General features: G+C 69.8%; 16 protein-coding genes and 2 pseudogenes. 10 read left to right on the top strand and 8 right to left on the bottom strand.

Annotated features, from left to right (window positions below):
- Nucleotides 1-294: 294 nt before the first annotated feature.
- Nucleotides 295-606, bottom strand: coding sequence for a DegT/DnrJ/EryC1/StrS family aminotransferase (locus JS756_RS38170; RefSeq protein WP_368861130.1), 312 nt, complete (start codon nt 604-606; stop codon nt 295-297).
- A gap of 157 nt (nt 607-763) precedes the next feature.
- Nucleotides 764-1690 carry a 4-hydroxy-tetrahydrodipicolinate synthase gene (gene dapA / locus JS756_RS34775; RefSeq protein WP_240204822.1) on the bottom strand — a complete coding sequence of 309 codons (927 nt, stop codon included), beginning with the start codon at nt 1688-1690 and terminating at the stop codon, nt 764-766.
- A gap of 71 nt (nt 1691-1761) precedes the next feature.
- Between dapA and JS756_RS34770 the strand changes: the two genes are divergently transcribed.
- Nucleotides 1762-2697: a LysR family transcriptional regulator gene (locus JS756_RS34770; RefSeq protein ID WP_205387268.1), complete on the top strand. Its 936-nt coding sequence runs from the start codon at nt 1762-1764 to the stop codon at nt 2695-2697.
- A gap of 629 nt (nt 2698-3326) precedes the next feature.
- On the opposite strand, the gene JS756_RS34765 is transcribed toward JS756_RS34770, so the two are convergent.
- From JS756_RS34765 to JS756_RS34755, 3 genes are all read right to left on the bottom strand, one after another.
- On the bottom strand, nt 3327-4427 hold the full coding sequence (locus JS756_RS34765) for a BtrH N-terminal domain-containing protein (RefSeq protein WP_205387267.1): 1101 nt from the start codon (nt 4425-4427) through the stop codon (nt 3327-3329).
- Nucleotides 4424-5230, bottom strand: a complete 807-nt coding sequence (locus tag JS756_RS34760; protein WP_205387266.1) for a MerR family transcriptional regulator — start codon at nt 5228-5230, stop codon at nt 4424-4426. Before JS756_RS34760 ends, JS756_RS34765 begins: the two co-directional genes overlap by 4 nt.
- A gap of 459 nt (nt 5231-5689) precedes the next feature.
- Complete coding sequence (locus JS756_RS34755; protein ID WP_205387265.1) at nt 5690-6655, bottom strand: alpha/beta hydrolase; 966 nt, start codon at nt 6653-6655, stop codon at nt 5690-5692.
- Nucleotides 6656-6814: 159 nt separating this feature from the next.
- Here JS756_RS34755 and JS756_RS34750 point away from each other — a divergent pair, with 159 nt between their 5' ends.
- Nucleotides 6815-7273, top strand: a complete 459-nt coding sequence (locus JS756_RS34750) for a MarR family winged helix-turn-helix transcriptional regulator (protein WP_205387264.1) — start codon at nt 6815-6817, stop codon at nt 7271-7273.
- A 159-nt stretch (nt 7274-7432) separates the two neighbouring features.
- Here the strand turns inward: JS756_RS34750 and JS756_RS37430 are convergent.
- Nucleotides 7433-7633: pseudogene (locus tag JS756_RS37430) on the bottom strand (pyridoxamine 5'-phosphate oxidase family protein); the annotation flags it as partial.
- A 519-nt stretch (nt 7634-8152) separates the two neighbouring features.
- Here JS756_RS37430 and JS756_RS34740 point away from each other — a divergent pair.
- From JS756_RS34740 to JS756_RS34725, 4 genes are read left to right on the top strand one after another with little or no spacing between them, the layout of a single operon-like run.
- Nucleotides 8153-9568 carry an APC family permease gene (locus JS756_RS34740; RefSeq protein WP_307791420.1) on the top strand — a complete coding sequence of 472 codons (1416 nt, stop codon included), beginning with the start codon at nt 8153-8155 and terminating at the stop codon, nt 9566-9568.
- A 23-nt stretch (nt 9569-9591) separates the two neighbouring features.
- Complete coding sequence (locus JS756_RS34735) at nt 9592-10806, top strand: arginine deiminase (RefSeq protein ID WP_205387262.1); 1215 nt, start codon at nt 9592-9594, stop codon at nt 10804-10806.
- 18 nt (nt 10807-10824) lie between these two features.
- Nucleotides 10825-11826 (top strand): ornithine carbamoyltransferase, encoded by a 1002-nt coding sequence (gene argF / locus JS756_RS34730; RefSeq protein ID WP_205387261.1) that lies wholly within the window; start codon nt 10825-10827, stop codon nt 11824-11826.
- Nucleotides 11827-11830: 4 nt separating this feature from the next.
- The gene (locus JS756_RS34725) at nt 11831-12754 is read left to right on the top strand and encodes a carbamate kinase (RefSeq protein WP_205387260.1); all 924 of its coding nucleotides are present in this window, start codon (nt 11831-11833) and stop codon (nt 12752-12754) included.
- A gap of 343 nt (nt 12755-13097) precedes the next feature.
- Here JS756_RS34725 and JS756_RS34720 read toward each other — a convergent pair whose 3' ends face one another.
- Together JS756_RS34720 and JS756_RS34715 are read right to left on the bottom strand one after the other, a co-directional pair.
- Nucleotides 13098-13832: an SDR family oxidoreductase gene (locus JS756_RS34720; RefSeq protein WP_205387259.1), complete on the bottom strand. Its 735-nt coding sequence runs from the start codon at nt 13830-13832 to the stop codon at nt 13098-13100.
- A pseudogene (locus tag JS756_RS34715) lies at nt 13829-14058 on the bottom strand (Atu4866 domain-containing protein). The gene JS756_RS34720 and the pseudogene JS756_RS34715 overlap by 4 nt, the downstream one beginning before the upstream one ends.
- A 173-nt stretch (nt 14059-14231) precedes the next feature.
- Here JS756_RS34715 and JS756_RS34710 point away from each other — a divergent pair.
- The 4 genes from JS756_RS34710 to JS756_RS37425 all read left to right on the top strand — a co-directional run bounded on the left by JS756_RS34710 (nt 14232) and on the right by JS756_RS37425 (nt 18749).
- A complete protein-coding gene (locus JS756_RS34710; RefSeq protein WP_205387258.1) occupies nt 14232-15065 on the top strand; it encodes a helix-turn-helix transcriptional regulator in 834 nt (277 codons plus the stop codon).
- A 241-nt stretch (nt 15066-15306) separates the two neighbouring features.
- Nucleotides 15307-16263 carry a GlxA family transcriptional regulator gene (locus tag JS756_RS34705; protein WP_205387257.1) on the top strand — a complete coding sequence of 319 codons (957 nt, stop codon included), beginning with the start codon at nt 15307-15309 and terminating at the stop codon, nt 16261-16263.
- Nucleotides 16264-16488: 225 nt separating this feature from the next.
- Entirely contained in the window at nt 16489-16842 is a 354-nt protein-coding gene (locus tag JS756_RS34700) for a hypothetical protein (protein WP_205387256.1), read from the top strand.
- Between the two features lie 299 nt (nt 16843-17141).
- A complete protein-coding gene (locus JS756_RS37425) occupies nt 17142-18749 on the top strand; it encodes an IS1634 family transposase (protein WP_307791419.1) in 1608 nt (535 codons plus the stop codon).
- The last annotated feature ends 313 nt before the right edge of the window (nt 18750-19062 follow it).

The following is a 19062-nucleotide window of genomic DNA, read 5'->3' as shown; positions in this document are numbered from 1 at the left end:
GCACGCACTCTCGCTGCACCGGACGAAAGCCCGAGTACATCCAGTACGAGGGCTTCCGGCCGGCACACCGGGAGCACGCACCGGACGCCGCTCCTTGACGGGCGAACGTTGCCTGCCGCGGCACTAGGCCGTGTTTCATAAGTCGTGGGCGGCCGGCCATGTGCTGAGGTCGCCCGTGATGCGCTCGCGGCCGTTCTCGACGGCGGTGTCGTGCTCGCGGCGGACGATCTCGTATCCACCCTCGTCCAGGACCGAGACAGGGGCGAACCCGTCCGGGAGGTCCTTTCGGGGCGCTCACCGCGCAGAGCTTTCACGCCACCAAGAGCATCGGATGCGGGGAAGGCGGCGCCCTGAGGGAATCGGAGAGCCGAGGGCACGGCCGTGGCAACGACCACCGGGGCCGTGCGCGTCGTCCTCGGCCAAGGCCAGGCCGTGGCGCTCGACGATCGCGCTCAGGCGGTCCATCTCGCAGGCGACGCCGCCGTGGTGCCGACGTGCCGCAGGGCGGGGTTGCAGCCGACCTCGCGGGTTCGTTGCCTGTCGTAGCTGTCCCCGGCCACCGGCCTGCGGAAGGCACGCGCGCGGCCCAATGGATCCAGTGATCACGCCCCGCGGTGCAGGCGCGCCGTCCCATCAGCGGTCTGGCCTCCCGACCACCAGCAAGAAGCACGGTCTGACACCAGCACTCGACTGATTCCGGCCGCAGTGGTGCTCACCTGCCGGCGGCTACGGAACCGAGCCTTCCTCGGCCCCGTAGCTCCCATTAGGCCGCGGTCTCCTGGAGGGATCGGTGGGCCGGCGCGGTGGCCAGGTCCGCCGCCTGCCAGACCGAATCGGGGGAGGCGGCCAGCAGCGGCAGGCGGACGGCCGGGCTGGGGATGCGGCCCTGGGCGTGCAGCACGCCCTTGATCACGGTCGGGTTCGGCTCGGCGAAGAGCGCGGCGGACAGCCGGGCCAGCTCGGCTCCCAGCCTGCGGGCCGGTCCGGTGGAGTCGCTCTGCCAGAGTGTGATCAGCTGGGCGTAGTCAGCGGTGCGGACATTGGCCGACGCCAGGATGCCACCGCGGGCGCCCGCCGCGAGCAGCGGCGAGATGACGGCGTCATCGCCGCCCAGCACGGCGAAGTCCTGGGTCGACGAGTCGAGCAGTTCCATCGCGGCTGCGTCGATCGCACCGGTCGCGTACTTGACCCCGACGACCTCCGGAAGGTTCCTCAGCGCGTTCAGCGTGCCGGTGCTGAGGCGCTGACCGGTGCGGTACGGGATGTCGTAGACGACCAGTGGCAGGCCCCCGTGCTCGGCGAGTGCCGTGAAGTGCGCCAGCGTTCCTGCCTCACCGGGCCGGATGTAGGGCGGCGTGGGAACCAGCGCCGCGGCGACGTCACCACTCTGAGCGAGTTCCCGCAGTGTCATGACGGCAGCGGCGGTGTCGTTGGTGCCGACGCCGACGATCAGTGGAGCTCCGTGTGCCCGGCAAGCGGCCGAGCAGATGCGAACCACGGCCTTCCTCTCCTCGGTGGTGAGCGTGGCCGCCTCCGCGGTGGTGCCCAGGGCGACGAGTCCGTGAGCGCCGCCGACCGACAGTGCCTCGTCGGCCAGGCGGGCGAGCGCGTCCGGGGCGAGGCGCAGGTCGTTGGTGAAAGGGGTCACCAAAGGGACGAACAGGCCGGTGAGGTTCGCTTCAGGCTTCATGCGCCCAGCCTGACCGACACAAACCCAGTAGATCCAGTTCATGTTTCTTCGCTTATGCGTAAGCTCGCCTTATGCTCGATGTCCGACGTCTCCATCTGCTGCGCGAACTGGACCGGCGCGGCACCATCGCGGCCGTGGCCGAGGCACTGACCTTCACCGCCTCGGCCGTCTCCCAGCAGTTGGGCGTGCTTGAGCGCGAGGCGGGCGTGCCCCTGCTGGAACGAAGCGGCAGACGGGTGGTGCTCACGCCCGCGGGCCGCACCCTCGTCGCCCACGCCGACGCCGTTCTCGAACGCCTCGAACTGGCGGTCTCCGAGCTGGCCGGGGTGCGCGAGGGCATCGGCGGGCCGCTGAGGATCGGGACGTTTCCTTCTGGCGGTCCCGCGATCGTGCCCGCCACGCTGGCCGCACTGGCCCAGCGGCATCCGGCGCTGGAACCGATGGTGCAGGAGATCGACTCGGCGCGGGTCTCCGACTGCTTGCGTGCAGGCGAACTCGACGTGGCCCTCGTCCACGACTACGACTTCGTGCCCGCGTCACCGGACACCACCGTCGACCAGGTGCCCCTGCTGGAGGAGCCGATGTACCTGGCCACGGCCGGCGCCACCGACCGCGCTCTCCCGACCGGTCCTGCCGCCCGCGGCGACGACACCCTGGCGGAGCTGCTCGGACCATGGGCCACGTCCGCATGGATCACGGCTCGGGAGGGCACGACCGGTCACGCGATAGCCGTACGCGCCTGTCAGGCAGCCGGCTTCCAGCCGCGCATCCGCCATCAGGTAAACGACTTCCGTACCGTCCTGGCACTGGCCGCGATCGGGCAGGGAGCCGGATTCGTCCCGGAGATGGCCACCGTGCTCGCCCCCGAGGACGTGGTCCTGACCCGGCTGCCCCTCTTCCGCCGGTCGAAGGTGGCCTTCCGCGCGGGCGGCGGCACGCACCCGGCCATCGCCGCATTCGTGGCGGCGGCGCGAACAGCGGTCGGCGCCGCGAGCGGTGCCTCCTGAAGCCCGCCGGGCACGCCGAGGCCGGAGAACCAGCTTCGCCTGGTGCTGGAGGCGGTCGGCAACCCGCCTCGCGAACCCCACGACGCCCGCCGGCAGGCCGAGTTCGCAGACCTACTCGCACCACTTGCCACGACTGCAGGCAGCGGGCCGTCACAGTCGGACGCCATGCCGAGCACCCGCGGACCGAGCCAGGAGCAGGACCAGGCTGTGCCCGAGCAGAAGGCCGGCGGCAACTGGATCTCACCGCCGGCCCTGCCGTCTCCTCCTGTACCTCGGTGCCTCAACGGATAGGGTCCTGCGGATGGACATGACAGACCTGACGCCTCTGGAACGTCGCATCTGGCAGGCGTTCCCGCGTGGTGTAGCGATCGACGTCCGCCGAGACGCGCGTGAGGACCCCACGACTGTTCGGGGCGCGGAAGGGACTGTTCGGGCTGAGGTCATCCGGGCCCTCCTTCTGGGTGGTTCATCCGAATCCGGCGAGGCGCCCGCTCTGCGTGTCGACGGAGCCAGGATCATCGGCGTTCTCGACCTCCAGCACGCAGAGATACGCCATCCGATCCGTCTGACCTCGTGCCGCTTCCCACACTGCTTGGAGCTCGACGGGGCGCAGATCCGCCAGCTCGACCTCAACGGGTCCTACCTTCCCGCCCTGGCGGCAACGTCCCTTCGCGTCGACGGCGCACTCCGGCTGTCGAACTGCCGGACAGCCGGGAGCGTCCGGCTGAGCAAGGGACTGCTTCATGCCCCAGGTGGCTCAGTGCTTGCATGGCCTCGCGCTCTATGCGTGAGAGATCGCCGAGGACCGAGCCGGCCCGGACGAGGCACTGCGCGTCGCCCGATTCACCAGCCCTTCCGACCAGAGCTGCTACCTCCGACCATAGGGTGGCTGCCTCGGTGTACAGCCTGTGGCCGGTGCGCAGGTGACTGCTGTCGAGCAGAGCGGTGCATTCGGCGAGGAAGTCGCGGTAGAGGTTGCGGAACAGGGCGCCGCCGGTGCCGGCCTTCTCCATCAGCAGGGCGGCCTGCGGCAGGTCTCGCTGCGGGTCGTCGGTGCGCTGGAGCCATGTGCGTACCAGCTTGCCGGCCTTCTCGATGCCGCGGTGCCCGAGGTTGGCGATGGGCGGGTCGAGGAAGGCGCCGGCGCAGGCGGTGATGGCGGGGACGATCTGTCCGTGTGGGGGAGGCGGGATTCTCGGAGCGGTGAGGGTGAAAGACCGGTGCCTGGCGGTCATCGTGCCGCGCGCGGCCCTGGCCTGGGCGAGGCTCGTCAGGCTGGTGGAGACGGCCCCGCCTTGCTGATCGGTGTCCACCAGGTAGGCGTTGTGGTCGTCGTAGCCGTACATGGCGACGACATGGCCGCCGAAGTGGACCTTCGAGCCGAAGTAGTCCAGGTAGTAGCTGTCGAGCTGGAGTCCGACGGGCCGGCCGGCGTCGATGGAGGCCGCCACACTGTCCCATGCCTTGCGTGGGGAGGTGGTCTCCCGGGTCAGGAGTTCGAGCCCGAGCCTGGCGGCCAGGTTTCTGGTGAGGTCGAAGGGCTTGACCCGTCCCCCGAGGAAGGGGAAGCCCAGGTTCTTGCCGTCCCAGTAGATGAAGGACAGGCCGGAGCCGAGGCCGAACAGCATGGGCTCGGAGAGATCAAGCCCCTGGTGCCGCAACAGCACCCCCAGGGCTGTCGTCTCGCAGTGCCGCGTGCCGCGGGCGTCGATGTCGCTCACCATGGTCATGCCGTGTTCTCCTGGACGGGGATGATCAGGCGGGTCGTCAGTTCTTCTTGCGGTGCCTCTGCCGGTCCGACGAGATACGCCTCGCGTGCGGGTGCTTGCGGGCGCAGTCCGCGCTCGTGGATGGCGAAGAAGAGAGCGTTGTAGGCTAAGGGCAGTTGTGCATAGGGCCCGATGTGCATGGTCTCGGCGACGAGTCCGCCGGGCAGCACGTCGAATTCCAGGCCGGTCATGCCTTCCCCGTGCGGGGTCTGCGCTCCGACGGCGATCTCCACCCGCTCTTCCAGGTCCAGCGGGTACAGCCCCCACAGCGGCGGCTCCCATGCGATTCCCGTCCGGCCGAGGACGGGCAGCAGCCGACCTGCGCACTCCCCGACCCTGGTTCCGATCTCCGCGGGGGCACAGACCGCTCGCACCACCGTCAGCCGCCGCTCCGGCTCTCTGGCCAGCGTCACCTCGTAGCCGGGCAGACCACTCTCCGCCAGTCGCTCCAGCATCTTCAGCCGGGCCTGGTCCCTGCTGATCCGCTCGGCCAGCCGATCCCGCTCGGCGCGCAGGATTCCGGCCCTGCGCTCAGGCCTGGCAGCCAGTGCCTGGGCGATCACGGCCAGGGGAAGGTCCATCTCGCGCAGCAGGGCGATGGCCAGGGCATCACGTGCCTGTGCGGGTGCGTAATAGCGGTAGCCAGAGGTGGCGTCCACGCGGACGGGAGCCAGCAGTCCCATGTCGTCGTAGTGCCGTAGCTGCTTCACGCTGAGGCGGCACAGGCGGGCGAAGCGTCCGATGGTGAGAAGTTCGTCTTGCACGCCATCATGGTGGACTCTCCCACGGTGGGAGAGTCCAGCGCTGAGTCGATGAACTCGAGGACGCCCTACGCGCTGCCGTCGTTCCGAGGACGCGGGCACAGCCTCCGGCAGGGCGCCGCGGGCCCCTGCCGGACCGGCAGCGAGGGCGGGGCGTTCCTCGGGCAGCGAGACGGAGTGCGACGCCTTCGACGTCCGGGCGAGGGCGTGGGCCGTGTGCTCCCCGCTCGTACGGCACGACATCGAATTGCTCGGCCGCTGCTGCTTCCAGCGGCCGGAGCTGACCGGGGGCATGCGGCCCCGCGCCGTCCGAGCGCCGCCGGGGGCGACCGACTGTTGTCGGGTGCTCGCGCCTTCGCCGCGGCGTGACAGGGCGTTGTGAAGCGGGTCCTGCTTCTGCGGCAGGAAGTTCTGCGGCCAGGGCAGCGGTGATGCCCTGGCCGCAGACTCGGGGTGGCTCGGTTACGCGTTGCCGAGGGCCGTGCGCAGGGTGGCGACGGCCTGGTTGATGGCGGCTTCGGCGGCGTGGGTGTCGCGCAGGGCGTTGAGCATGACGAAGTCGTGGATGATGCCCTGGTAACGCACGGCGGTGACCGGGACACCGGCCTGGCGGAGCTTGTTCGCGTAGGCCTCGCCCTCGTCGCGCAGCACGTCGGCCTCGCCGGTGATGACCAGGGCCGGGGGCAGGCCGTGCAGCTGTTCGGTGGTGGCGCGCAGCGGTGAGGCGGTGATCTCGGCTCGCTGGTTCTCGTCGGTGGTGTACTGGTCCCAGAACCACTGCATGGCGTCGCGGCGCAGGAAGTACCCCTCCGCGAACTGCTGGTAGGAGGGGGTGTCGAAGGACGCGTCGGTGACCGGGTAGAACAGCACCTGCTGTACCAGCGGTACGTCGCCGCGTTCCTTGGCCATCAGGGTGAGTGCGGCTGACATGTTGCCGCCCACGGAGTCGCCGGCCACCGCGATCCGGTCTGGGTCCAGGCCGTTGGCCGCGCCCTCGTGGACGATCCACTGTGCGACGGCGTAGTTCTGCTCGATTGCGACCGGGTAGCGGGCTTCGGGAGACAGATCGTACTCGGGGAAGACGACGGCCGCCCGGGCGCCGACGGCGAGTTCGCGCACCAGCCGGTCGTGCGTGTGGGCGTTGCCGAAGACCCAGCCGGCACCATGGATGTAGACGATCACCGGCAGTGTCCCCTCGGCGCCGGCCGGCCGGATGATGCGGGCCCGGACCGATCCGGTGGGGCCGCCCTGGACGGTCACCCATTCCTCGGCGATCTCCGGCTTGCTGATCTCACCGGACTGCACCTCGTCGACGGTCTTGCGGCCTTCGGCCGGACCGAGGTCGAAGAGGTACGGCGGGTTCGCGGTGGCCTCGGCGAAGGCGGCGGCGGCCGACTCCAGCACCGGGCGGGTGGTGGTCTCGGACATGGAGTGCTCCTCGTGGGTCGTGGGGGCAGGTCGTCCAGCGCGTACCATATGGACGGTACTGCTCGATTAAATCGTGCGCAACTTAATCGAGCTGTATATAGTCGTGGGCGCCCGGAATGGTAGGGTGGAGTTTCCGATTGCTCGACGTTGGGACCGGTCATGGATCAGGGCGCGCACCACGCGGCAGAACAGGGCTCGCTCCTGCTCCAGGACCAGCTGTGCTTCGCCCTGTACGCCGCTTCCCGGTCGGTCACCACGCGCTACCGGCCGCTGCTGGAGGAGCTCGGGCTGACCTACCCGCAATACCTGGTCATGCTGGTCCTGTGGGACCGGGACTCGGTCTCCGTCCGCGAGCTGGGCACCGCGCTCCAACTGGAGTCCAGCACCCTCTCCCCTCTGCTCAAGCGCCTGGAAGCCGGCGGCCTGATCCGCCGCGAGCGGCGCTCCGACGACGAGCGCTCCGTCGCAATACGTCTCACCCAGGACGGTGCGGATCTCCGCGAGAAGGCCCGCGCCGTCCCCCTGGCCATAGGCGAGGCCATGGGCCTGACCCCCGAGCAGGACGCCACGGCCAAACACCTGCTCCGCCTGCTCACCGCGAACGTCACCCGCGACTGACCCCGCCGGGCGAGCGGACCAGCACACGGGCGGCCGGCACTGTCAGTGCCTGCTCTTGCCCTGGTCTCCCGACGTCCCCGGGCCGACGCCACGGGTCCCACAGGTGTCCGCGGTCCCGGTCGGACCGGGAGTCATCGGCCTGCCCCCGAGCATCGGCCGGGCGACGACCGCTCCGTCCACCGCGCGGGCCGGCTCCGAGGTGCGTACCAGCACCGCTCCTTCGCCATCCACCCGGTGACTCGACAGCAGCACGGCGGGCAGAGCCTGGCATGTGAAGACGACACGGCCGACGGATGCCGTGGCCAGCAGGCGCACGCACTCATGCCGGTCGAGTTCACGGAAGCCGTCGTTCGAGTACATGAGTCAGTCCGCCTCTCGCCCGGTGCAGGGAATCGCCGCTGATGCTGGGCAGGGAGCCGGTCGTGTGCGGGAGACCACCGGTCCCGTACTCCGCGGAAGGCGAGTTGGAGGAGTGGGACCGTCCCTCACACCGCCGGGTGAGCGCCTGTCCGGCGGGTACGTCGAAGGCGGGAGGGCCGAGCCAGGCCGATGCGATCACGGCGGATGCGCCGGCGATCCGTGTCCGGGCAGGAAGCCCGGCGGTGCGCCGAGGGGCCTGGTGCCATGGGCCCCAGGACTCTGCCGCACCGCCGACCGTCCTGCCGTCCGGGCTCGCCGGGTGGGACGCGACGCGGGACCATCGGGCCGACGGTCGGGCCGTGTGGTTCCTGACCTCGACCGGCGCAGCGCAGAAAGATCGATCACGGATCGAATCACCCGTGACGAACTCTGCGAGGAGCCCCCCCCGTGTCCAGCCCCACACCAGTCGAGAGAGGGACGGCGCCGAAGGCGCTCGGTCTGCCCGCCGCTTCCGCGCTCGTGATCGGCAGCATCATCGGCACCGGAGTCTTCGCGTTGCCTTCCGCGCTCGCCCCCTACGGTCCCATCTCCCTCGTCGCGTTCGGCGTCGTGACTCTCGGCGCGCTCGCGCTGGCGCTGACCTTCGGGGCGCTGTCGAAGCGCGTCTCGGCCAGTGGCGGCCCGTACGTCTACGCCCGTGAGGCGTTCGGCGAGTTCGCCGGGTTCCTCAACGCCTGGTCGTACTGGATCACCGCCTGGGCCGGCAACGCCGCCATCGCGGTGGCTTGGGTCGGCTATGTCGAGGTGTTCGTCAACACCGGGCACCAGAAATGGATCTCGGTGCTTCTCGCGGTAGCCGGTCTGTGGGTCCCCGCCGCGATCAATCTCACCGGAGTCCGCAACACGGGTGCGTTCCAGGTGATCACGACCGTACTCAAGTTCGTGCCGCTGGTCTTCATGGCCACCGTCGGGCTTCTGTTCATCGACGCGGACAACTTCGGTCCCTTCAACGCCAGCAACCAGTCGGCCATCGGCGCGATCTCGGCCGCGGGAGCCATCGCCCTGTTCAGCTACCTCGGCCTGGAGGCCGCCGCAGTGGTCGCCGGTCGGGTCCGGAAGCCCGGACGCAACGTTCCCCGGGCCACGGTCTACGGAACGCTGCTCTGCGCAGTGATCTACATCCTGGGCACGCTCGCGGTCTTCGGCACCGTCGCGCACGGCAAGCTGGGTGGTTCGACGGCCCCCTTCACCGATGCCGCCAACAACATCTTCGGTGGTACCTGGGCCGGTGACCTCGTCGCCGCCGCCGCAATCATCTCCGGTATCGGCGCCCTCAACGGCTGGACCATGCTGTGTGCCGAGATGCCCTACGCCGCCGCCCGCGACGGACTCTTCCCACGAGCTTTCGCGCAACTGCGTGGAAGGAACGAGGTCCCTGCCTTCGGTATCGTCGCCTCGACGGTACTGGCCTCGCTGATCACCGTGTTCAGCTACACCAGCTTCCAGGACGTCTTCACCAAGATTGTCCTGCTGAGCGTGCTGACGGCTGTGATCCCCTACCTCTTCTCGGCCGCAGCCCAGCTGTACTGGCTGCTCGCGCGGGGTGGGGAGAGGACCGGCCCCGGTCGGCTGACCCGCGATGTCACCGTTGCCGCGCTCGCCCTCGTCTTCTCGTACTGGTCGATCCAGGGCAGCGGCTACCAGACCGTCTACTACGGCCTGTTCGTGCTGCTCCTGGGTGTGCCGGTCTACGTCTGGCTCAAGCGGGGCGAGGCCGTCGACGGCCAGACCCCGGAGCCGAAGGCCGCGGCGATCCCGGCCCAGCGGAGGCGGGCACCCGAGACGCCCCCGCCCGCCCGGCGGTTCCGCCACGGCTCGCGCACCGAGCGCGCCGACCGGACCCGTGAGCGCGACGACCTCCGCCACCGCGACTGACCGCCCCCATTCAGAGGACCCCCATGCACACGTTCCACGTCGACTCCGAAGTCGGGCCTTTGCGCCAGGTCGTACTGCACCGTCCCGGCCTCGAACTCTCCCGCCTGACCCCGCGCAACGTCGACGCCCTGCTCTTCGACGACATCCTGTGGGCGAAGCGTGCCCGCGAGGAGCACGACGCGTTCGCCCAGGTGCTGCGCGACCACGGAGCCCGCGTCCACTACTTCGCGGACCTGCTGGCCCAGACCCTTGACGTCCCGGCGGCCCGTGACTGGCTCCTCGACCGCGTCGCCACTCCCGCCCTCGTGGGCCCCGCCCTCATCGACCCGGTGCGCGCACTGTGCGCCGAACTCGACGGAGAGACCCTCGCGGGTCACCTCATCGGCGGCCTGCTCAAGAGCGACCTGCCGCTGCGCAGCCCGCACAGCCTGCTGTGGAACGCGCTCGACGCGGACGACTTCGCCCTCCCCCCGCTGCCCAACCACCTCTTCCCACGCGACAACTCCTGCTGGCTGTACGACCGACTCTCCGTGAACCCGATGGCGAAACCCGCCCGGCGCCGCGAGAGCCTGCACGCGGAGGCCATCTACCGCTTTCACCCGATGTTCGCCTCTGCTGCTCCCGAACCCCTCCTCGATTCCGCGGCGGGCACCCTGGAGGGCGGTGACGTACATGTCCTCGGCAGCGGCGCGGTCATGGTCGGCATGGGCGAGCGCACCACCGCGCAGGCGGTGGAGAGCCTGGCCGCCCGGCTCTTCGCGAACGGCACGGCGAGTCGGCTGATCGCGGTCCAGCTTCCCGCTGCCCGGGCCTACATGCACCTCGACACGGTGCTCACCATGGTCGACCGTGACGCCTTCGCCGTCTATCCGGGCCTTGCCGACTCCCTGCGCTCCTGGACCCTGCTTCCCAGCCAGGACCGTGACGCCGGCTTCGACGTGATCCCGAACTCCGACCTGGCGACCGCGCTCGCCGAGGCCCTGGACGTGGACAAGGTCCGCATGCTCTCCGCACCGCAGGACGCCCGGAACGCGGAGCGCGAGCAGTGGGACGACGGCAGCAACTTCCTCGCCGTCGCCCCCGGCGTCGTCGTCGGCTACGAACGCAACGTCACCACCAACACCTACCTCCGCAAGCAGGGCATCGAGATCGTCACCATCGCCGGCGCCGAACTCGGCCGCGGCCGGGGCGGTCCCCGCTGCATGAGCTGCCCCATCGAACGCGACCCGGCCGCCTGACCCACCGAGGACACCATCATGACCGTCGACCTGCGAGGCCGCTCCTACCTGAGCGAACTCGACTTCACCCCCGCTGAGATCCACCACCTCCTCGGCCTCGCCGCCGACCTCAAAGCAGCCCGCCGCGCCGGCACCGAGCACCCCAGGCTCACCGGCAAGCACCTCGCCCTGATCTTCGAGAAGACCTCCACCCGAACCCGTTGCGCCTTCGAGGTGGCCGCCGCCGACCAGGGAGCCGCCACCACCTACCTGGGACCGGGTGACACCCACATCGGCCACAAGGAGTCCATCGCTGACACCGCCCGGGTCCTCGGCCGCATGTTCGACGGCATCGAGTACCGGGGCTCCGCCCAGCCGATCGTCACCGAACTCGCGGCCCACGCCGGCATCCCCGTCTTCAACGGACTGACCGACACCGCACACCCCACACAGAGTCTGTGCGACATGCTCACCATGCGGGAACACAGCACCAAACGGTTTCAGGACATCGCCTACTGCTATCTCGGTGACGCTCGCAACAACATGGGCAACTCGCTGCTGTCCATGGGTGCCCTCCTCGGCATGGACGTTCGCATCGCCGCCCCCGAGGCACTGTGGCCCGATCCCGCCCTGGTCGCCACCTGCCGCACCCTGGGCGAACGCAGCGGTGCGCGCATCACGCTGACGGAGGACGTCGAGACCGCGGTACGCGGCGCCGACTTCCTGCACACCGACGTCTGGGTCTCCATGGGCGAGCCCGCCGACACCTGGCGCCGACGCATAGAGCTGCTGCTCCCTTACCAGGTCAACGACACGACACTCGCCCTCACCGGCAACCCGGACGTGAAGTTCATGCACTGCCTGCCGTCCCTGCACAACCGCCGGACCGACCTCGGCCAGAACCTTTTCGACTCCTACGGCCTCGACGGCCTGGAAGTCACCGACGAGGTCTTCTCCTCGCCCGCCTCGATCGTCTTCGACCAGGCAGAGAACCGGCTGCACACCATCAAGGCCGTGCTCGTCGCCACCCTGGAGGACTGAGGCGATGCGCATCGTCGTCGCCCTCGGCGGCAACGCCCTGCTGCACCGGGGCGAACACCCTGACGCCGTCGTACAGAAGAACAACATCGACCGAGTCACCACAGCCCTGGCCACCCTCGCCGAGGAACACGAACTCGTCATCACCCACGGCAACGGACCGCAGATCGGCCTGCTCGCCATGGAGAGCGAGTCCGATCCCGCACTCAGCGCCCCCTACCCGCTGGACGTGCTCGGCGCGCAGACCCAGGGCATGATCGGCTCCCTGCTCGCCCGCAGCCTGCAACACGCCCTGCCCGAGCGGCGGATCGTCGCCCTGGTCACCCATACTCTCGTACGGGCCGACGATCCCGCATTCGTGAGGCCCACGAAGTTCGTCGGCCAGGTGTACTCCCAGGATCTGGCCGAGAGCCTCGCCCGCCGGCACGGCTGGCGCATCGGCCGGGACACCGGGGGCTGGCGCCGCGTCGTACCTTCCCCGGAGCCGGAACGGGTCATCGAGACCGTGACCATCGACGAGCTGGTGGGCGGCGGCACCCTGGTGATCTGTGCCGGCGGGGGAGGAGTCCCGCTCACGACGGACCCCGCGACGGGCTCCCTCGACGGTGTCGAGGCCGTCATCGACAAGGACCTCACCGCCGCCCTGCTCGCCGAGGACCTCAAGGCCGACTTCCTTCTCATCCTCACCGACGTGCCCTGCGTGTACGAGCACTACGGAACCCCGGGCCAGCGGCCCGTTTCCGGGTCCACGCCCGCCGGACTGCGCCGCTGGGGGTTCCCGGACGGCTCCATGGGGCCCAAGACCGAGGCCGTCGCCCGGTTCGTCGAACGCACGGGCGGGCTGGCCGCCATCGGTGCCCTGGACGCGGCGTACGAGATCGTCCAAGGCCGTTCCGGCACACTCGTCCGGCCCGACCCAAGGGTCGGCTGAGGGTGTGCGGGCACCCCGCCCGAACTCCTCCGAGGGACGCCTGAGGGTGGCGATCGCACCAGGTGTGGGACGCCGCCACGGCCGTCGGGAGTAACGGGAAGGCGAGGTCCGCATCGGCCGGGTCCACCAGGCGGCATCCTGGGCGGTTCGAGCCGGGCAGCCGCTCCGCGGACGCGGTGCACACCGCCGTGCCGGATGTTGCGGGTGCCAACTACGGCCATGGGGCCGGGCCGCAGCCGGGCTGCGGCCGCGGGGCTCCGAGCGCGAGAAGCCGAGCAGCGGCGTTCTCGTGGCCCCGCCCGGCGCGGCGGATTCCATGCGCCGTTCGGTCCACCACCGTGCTTCACCGGGCGGTTGCTGCGGGACGGACGACGATTTCGTTGACGTCGACCTGCGAAGGCTGGGAGATGGCGTAGGCGATGGCCTCCGCTATGGCGGACGCCGGCAGAGCCACGGCGCGGTAGGTCCTCATGGCCTCCCTGGCAGCAGGGTCGGAGATGCCGTCGGCGAGTTCGGACTCGGTCACGCCCGGGGAGATGAGAGTGACCCTGATGTCCCCGGTGGACTCCTGACGCAGTCCGTCGGAGATCGCGCGTACGGCGAACTTGGTCGCGCAGTAGACGGCCGCGGTGGGAGAGACCTCGTATGCGCCGACAGAGGCGATGTTCACGAAATGCCCGCCGCCCTGGGTGCGCATCGCGGGCAGAGCGGCGGCGATACCGTGCAGGACGCCCCGTACGTTCACGTCGATCATCCGGTTCCACTCGTCCGTCTCAAGCGCTTCCAGTGGCGAGAGCGGCATCACTCCGGCGTTGTTGACCACCACGTCCACTCGGCCGTAGCGCTCGCAGGCGGCGGACATGAAGGCCCGGACATCGTCGGCATCCGTGACATCCAGCCGACGGAACGCCGCAGTGCCGCCCGCGGCTGTGATCTCCTTGGCCAGCGCATCGAGACGATCGACGCGTCGTGCCCCGAGGAACAAGCTGTGGCCGTCGGCGGCAAGCCGGCGGGCGGTCGCCTCGCCGATACCGCTGCTCGCTCCGGTGACCGTCACGGCCTTGGCTGCGTGTGTCATACCTGTGTTTCCTCTCGACAGAGCACCAGGTGCTCGGGGTGGGGCACACCGTCACGGCTGTCGCCCGTCGCGGTGAACCCGGAGTCGTCGACGTCATGGAGGTGGCTGCCCGTCAGGGTGCAGCGGCCCGTGTACGCGCTGATCCGGTTGCCGCTCGCCTCGTCGTAGCGGCCGTCTGCAACTCCCGGCGGATGGGACCGTCTGCGGTCACCCACACGGCGACCATGTCGGTACTGCCCTCCTCCGTGTTGCCCGTCGTGACGGACTGTCCTCGGCCGTGAGTGCGGATCTGTCGGCCCGACCGAGTCTGGTCGGGTCGAAGGACGCCGACCAGGACGTGTGTTGCCTGGGTGCACCGCACCCGGGCAACGCACCGCCTCTGCGGCCTAGCCTGGGGACATGACCGACAACCGTCTGGGAGAGTTCCTACGCGCACGCAGAGCGGCACTGCGGCCGGAGGACGTCGGCACGGCGAGCTACGGCGTGCGCAGAGTCACCGGCCTGCGCCGTGAAGAGGTCGCTGTCCTGGCCGGGGTGAACGCGGATTACTACACCCGCCTGGAACAGGGACGCGAACGCCACCCCTCGGCCCAGATGCTCGACGCGCTCGGCCGAGCCCTGCGACTGGACCCCGACGCCCACGCCCATCTGCACCGGCTGACCAGGACAGCGCCGAGCAACCAGTTCACCCACACCACGGACCGGGTTGCTCCCGCCCTTCGCCAACTGCTGGACGGCTACCCGGGCGCCCCGGCGTTCGTCATCAACCGGACCTTGGACATCCTGGCGGCGAACGCCCTGGCCGAGGCTCTGCACTCACCGTTCGAGCAGGCGGACAACCTGGCCCGCATGACCTTCCTCGATCCGGCAGGCCGACAGTTCTACACCCGGTGGAGCCTCACGGCACAGGCCACCGTCGGCCACCTGCGCCAGGCGGCCGGGCTCGACCCGGACAACCCGCGGCTGCGAGAACTCGTTCGCGCCCTCACCGAGCACAGTATGGACTTCACCCGCCTGTGGACCACCCACGCCGTGCGTGGCAAGACCCAGGACGACAAGCACTTCCTGCACCCCGACATCGGTGCCCTGACCCTCACCTACCAGGCCTTCGACGTACGCGATGCTCCAGGCCAGCAACTCGTCGTCTACCAGGCCGAACCCGGAAGTCTCAGCGCTCAGGTCCTCAACCTGCTCGGCTCCGTCCACGCCACCTCGCCCCGGACAGTCACATAGTCGAAACAACGACCGGGACGTGATGGCCGATCGCCTCAGCCGGTGTCTGTTCCCTGGCCGAGTCACACGGATCCTTCCGCCCGGACGGAGCGCGGTGATCGTCGTGGCCGCGCTGCGGCAGGACCAGCGCCCGGCTGACATGGCCGGTGACGACGACGTGTGCGAGTCCACAGTGTGAGGGCCCGTGTCCCGCGGCGGCGCTGTGCTCGTCCTGACGAGGTGCCCCGCGTAGCCTCTTCCTGTGTCAGCATCCCGCAAGCGTCGCGTCGCCGTCCTTGTGCTCGAAGGTGCGAAGCCGCTCGATGTCGGCATTCCCGCGCAAGTCTTCACGACCCGCGCGAGCATGCCGTACGAGGTGCGGGTGTGCGGGGCGGCCCCCGGTCTCGTGACCGGCGGCGACGGCCTCGCGTACTCCGTCGCCCACGGTCTGGACGCGCTCGCGTGGGCCGACCTCGTCTTCGTGCCCGGCTACCGGTTCCCGGACCGCGACGACCCGCCGCAGGCCGTCGTCGAGGCGCTGATCGCCGCCCACGATCGGGGGGCCCGGCTCGCCGCCATCTCGACGGGCGCCTTCGCGCTCGCCGCGACGGGCCTGCTCGACGGCCGGCGCGCCACGACGCACTGGCACTACACGCGGGCACTCGTGGCCAGGCATCCGCTCGTCCAGGTCGACGAGAACGTGCTGTTCGTCGACGAGGGCAGCCTGCTCACCTCGGCCGGTGCCGCCTCCGGCATCGACCTGTGCCTGCACATCCTGCGCGGCGACCTCGGAGTGGCCGCTTCGAACCACGCGGCCCGGCGTCTGGTTGCCGCCCCCTACCGCAGCGGCGGCCAGGCCCAGTACGTGCCGCGTAGCGTTCCCGAACCGCTCGGCGAGCGGTTCGCCGCCACCCGCGAGTGGGCGCTGCACCGGCTCGGCGAACCCCTCACCCTCGACACACTGGCGAGGCAGGCCGAGGTCTCGCCGCGCACGTTCTCCCGGCGTTTCGCCGAGGAGACCGGCTGCACGCCGATGCAGTGGGTGATGCGTGCCCGCATCGACCTGGCCCGCGAACTGCTCGAGCGTTCGCAGCGCGGCGTCGAGCAGATCGCCGCCGACGTCGGGCTCGGCACCGGCGCGAATCTGCGCCTGCACTTCCAGCACATCCTCGGCACCACGCCGAGCGAGTACCGGCGCACCTTCACCCGGGGCGCGTGACATGCCCGGCACCGCGTGGCGCGCCCCTTTGTCCGCGGTCTGACGGCGGCCGGTATCGGGCGGGCCAGGTCAACTCGGGGGGCTGAGAAGTCAAGAAGGACCCTGAGTCTTGATCGCTAGCACCACTCGCAGGAGTGAAGAGGGAGTTCCTCGTGAGATGCCAGGGAAGAGATGATCTGTCGTGTTCTCCTGCTCGCCCGTTTCAGGCATCGAAAGGAGTCCGCCGTGCACCAGTTGGCGGAGCGCAACAAGTACATCGGGATGCTGTTCCTGCGCATCGACCCGTCCTACTTCGAACTGGGTCGGGAGGGCATCCATGAAGTCTCGGCCGCTCACGCGCGGGACCTCGCCAAGTGGGCCAAACAGCTGACACACGTCGTGACATCTGGTCTCAACGGAAGGTATGACCAGGTCACGATTGTCGAGGCGGACACCCTGGAAGAGATCCACGCAGCGGCAACCGACTTCCGTATGGGAGCAAAAGGCAAGTACATCGAAGTCAGCGATGTCATCGTGGGTGTCAAGGCTCCGCCACGAGGCCTGGCCAACCGCACCACTGAATCCGCCGGGCAAGCCTGAGCCAGGCGACGACTCCCGAGGGAACTGCTCGATCACCTCGGTCACCGTCGCTGTGGCGTGGGGTTTTCCGAGCTGTTGGGGACGCGCAGGCTGGTGGGCGACCTTGATGCGAGGCTGTACCGGGTGCGGCTGACCGGGCCCGAGGTGGGCGGCTAGTCCCGTACTTCGCGGGTCGCTGATTCGTATGGTGTGACCGGCCCGGGGGTGTCCCGGGCCGGGGTGGCGGCGTTGGGTGGGGTGTGTCGATGACTTCCCGGTCCCCGCGGCCACGGTCTCAGCGTCAGCGCCTGGATGTGGCGGTGACGTCCGTGGTGGAGAAGCGTCTGGGCGCTCTGCCTGTCGCTGCCGAGTTTCTGCGCCGGCTGGATGTGGCGGGGATCGTCGATGGGCTGTGCCCGGGTGGTGCGAGCGCGCACCTGACCCACGGGCAGGTGATTGAGGCGATGGTGGCGAACCGGCTGACCTCGCCCGCGCCGCTGGTGCGGGTCGGCGACTGGGCTCGGACCTGGGCGGTTGAGGAGGTCTTCGGTATCGAGCCGGCCCTGCTCAACGACGACCGCCTGGCACGGGCTCTGGACGCGGTCGCCCCGCACCTGGAGAAGATCGCGGGCACGGTCGGCGCACGGGCGATCACCGAGTTCGGCATCGACGTGTCGAGGCTGCACTGGGACATGACCAGCATGTCCGTCCACGGCGCCTACCCGGCCGAGGACCAGGACGAGCAGTACCCGGTCATCGGCTACGGGCACCCCAAGGACCGGCGGGTGGACCTGAAGCAGGTCCAGGCCGGGCTCGCGGTGTCCGCCGACGGCGGCATACCCGTCCACGCCCGCGTGTTCGGCGGCGGGACGGCCGAGGTCGGCCAGGTCGTCGGAGCGATGCGGGATTTGTCCGCGATGGCGGGCGAGCAGGAGTTCCTGATGGTCGCGGACTCCAAACTGGTGTCCTACGCGAACGTTGCCGCCCTGCTGGCTGCCGAGGTGGAGTTCATCGCGCCGGTCCCGGCCGCGCAGGTCAAGGACGAGGTCTACGCCGCCCTCGACCTGGAACAGGCCCGCGTTGTGGACTGGGTGCCCGAGCGGGACGCGGGCAAGCCGCCCGGGGAGCGGGAGGTCTACCGGGTGCTGGAGGACGTCCACACCCTGACCGGGCCGCGCAAGCGCGACCCGGTGCTGACGGTGCGACGGATTCTGGTCCATTCCACCGGCAACGCCAAGGGGCAGCAGGCGGCCCGGGCCAAGCGGCTGGCCAAGGCGCAGGAGGAGCTGGACAAGCTCGCCGGTGTGGCGGGCGGGCGGCACTACAGGACCCGGGAGAAGATCGCCGCCCGGGTCGGGGTCATCGCCGCCCGCCGCCGTGTCGTGTCCTGCCTGCGCTGGCACATCGCCGAGGACGAGACCGGCGTCCCGAGCCTTCAGTGGCACTTCGACCAGGAGGTACTGGACGCCGAGGCCGCGGTCGACGGCTGGTACGCGCTGCTGGCCGGCATGCCCGCCGACAAGGCCGACCCCGCGCAGGTCCTGGTCCGGTACAAAGGCCAGGGCGCGGTCGAGCGCCGATACGCAGACTTCAAGGGCCCGCTCGCCGTCGCGCCGGTGTTCGTGCAGCACAACCACCGCGTCGCCGCCCTGATCCAGGTGATCTGCCTCGCACTGCTGGTGTTCTGCCTGATCGAGCGCCAGGTCAGACGGGCGCTCGGCCCCGAGCAGACCATGGTCGGCCTCTACCCGGACAACCGCCGGGTTCGCCCCACCGGCCGGATGATCCTCTACCACCTCGGCGAACTGACCCTGCGCATCGGCACCATCGCCGACCGGCCGATAGTGCAGATCAACCGCGGCGTCCAACTCCACCTCCTCGAACTCCTCGGCATTGAAGTCACGCAAACCCGCTGGCCACAGACCTGAATCGGTGACCCGCGAAGTACAGGGCTAGTGCCGCACCAGGCAACGTTCGCCCCGTCGCGACGCCCGGCACGCACGCTCGCTGCACCGGACGAGAGCCCGAGTACATCCCGTACGAGGGCTTCCGGCCGGTACACCGGGAGCACGCACCGGACGCCGCTCCTTGACGGGCGAACGTTGCCTGAAGCGGCACTAGTAGATTGTTGCGGCTTATTTTTGCTGTGATGTTGGGTAGAGGTGGCGCAGTTTCACGCGTGCGTCGTCGGTGGTGAAGTGCCAGTCGACTTGGCGTTGGTCGCTGTTGGTCTGCTGCTGC

Origin of the sequence: Streptomyces actuosus, assembly GCF_016921115.1 — a bacterium.
Classification (GTDB): domain Bacteria; phylum Actinomycetota; class Actinomycetes; order Streptomycetales; family Streptomycetaceae; genus Streptomyces; species Streptomyces actuosus_A.
Note: the sequence above shows the minus strand (reverse complement) of the source record. Positions and strands in the feature narration are given on the sequence as shown.

Coding starts and splice junctions, on each gene's coding strand:
- JS756_RS34765 (WP_205387267.1), bottom strand. CDS start 4,427: ATGACCATGGTGAGCGACATCGACGCCCGCGGCACGCGGCACTGCGAG.
- JS756_RS34720 (WP_205387259.1), bottom strand. CDS start 13,832: ATGACACACGCAGCCAAGGCCGTGACGGTCACCGGAGCGAGCAGCGGT.
- dapA (WP_240204822.1), bottom strand. CDS start 1,690: ATGAAGCCTGAAGCGAACCTCACCGGCCTGTTCGTCCCTTTGGTGACC.
- JS756_RS34755 (WP_205387265.1), bottom strand. CDS start 6,655: ATGTCCGAGACCACCACCCGCCCGGTGCTGGAGTCGGCCGCCGCCGCC.
- JS756_RS34750 (WP_205387264.1), top strand. CDS start 6,815: ATGGATCAGGGCGCGCACCACGCGGCAGAACAGGGCTCGCTCCTGCTC.
- JS756_RS34770 (WP_205387268.1), top strand. CDS start 1,762: ATGCTCGATGTCCGACGTCTCCATCTGCTGCGCGAACTGGACCGGCGC.
- JS756_RS34735 (WP_205387262.1), top strand. CDS start 9,592: ATGCACACGTTCCACGTCGACTCCGAAGTCGGGCCTTTGCGCCAGGTC.
- argF (WP_205387261.1), top strand. CDS start 10,825: ATGACCGTCGACCTGCGAGGCCGCTCCTACCTGAGCGAACTCGACTTC.
- JS756_RS34725 (WP_205387260.1), top strand. CDS start 11,831: ATGCGCATCGTCGTCGCCCTCGGCGGCAACGCCCTGCTGCACCGGGGC.
- JS756_RS34710 (WP_205387258.1), top strand. CDS start 14,232: ATGACCGACAACCGTCTGGGAGAGTTCCTACGCGCACGCAGAGCGGCA.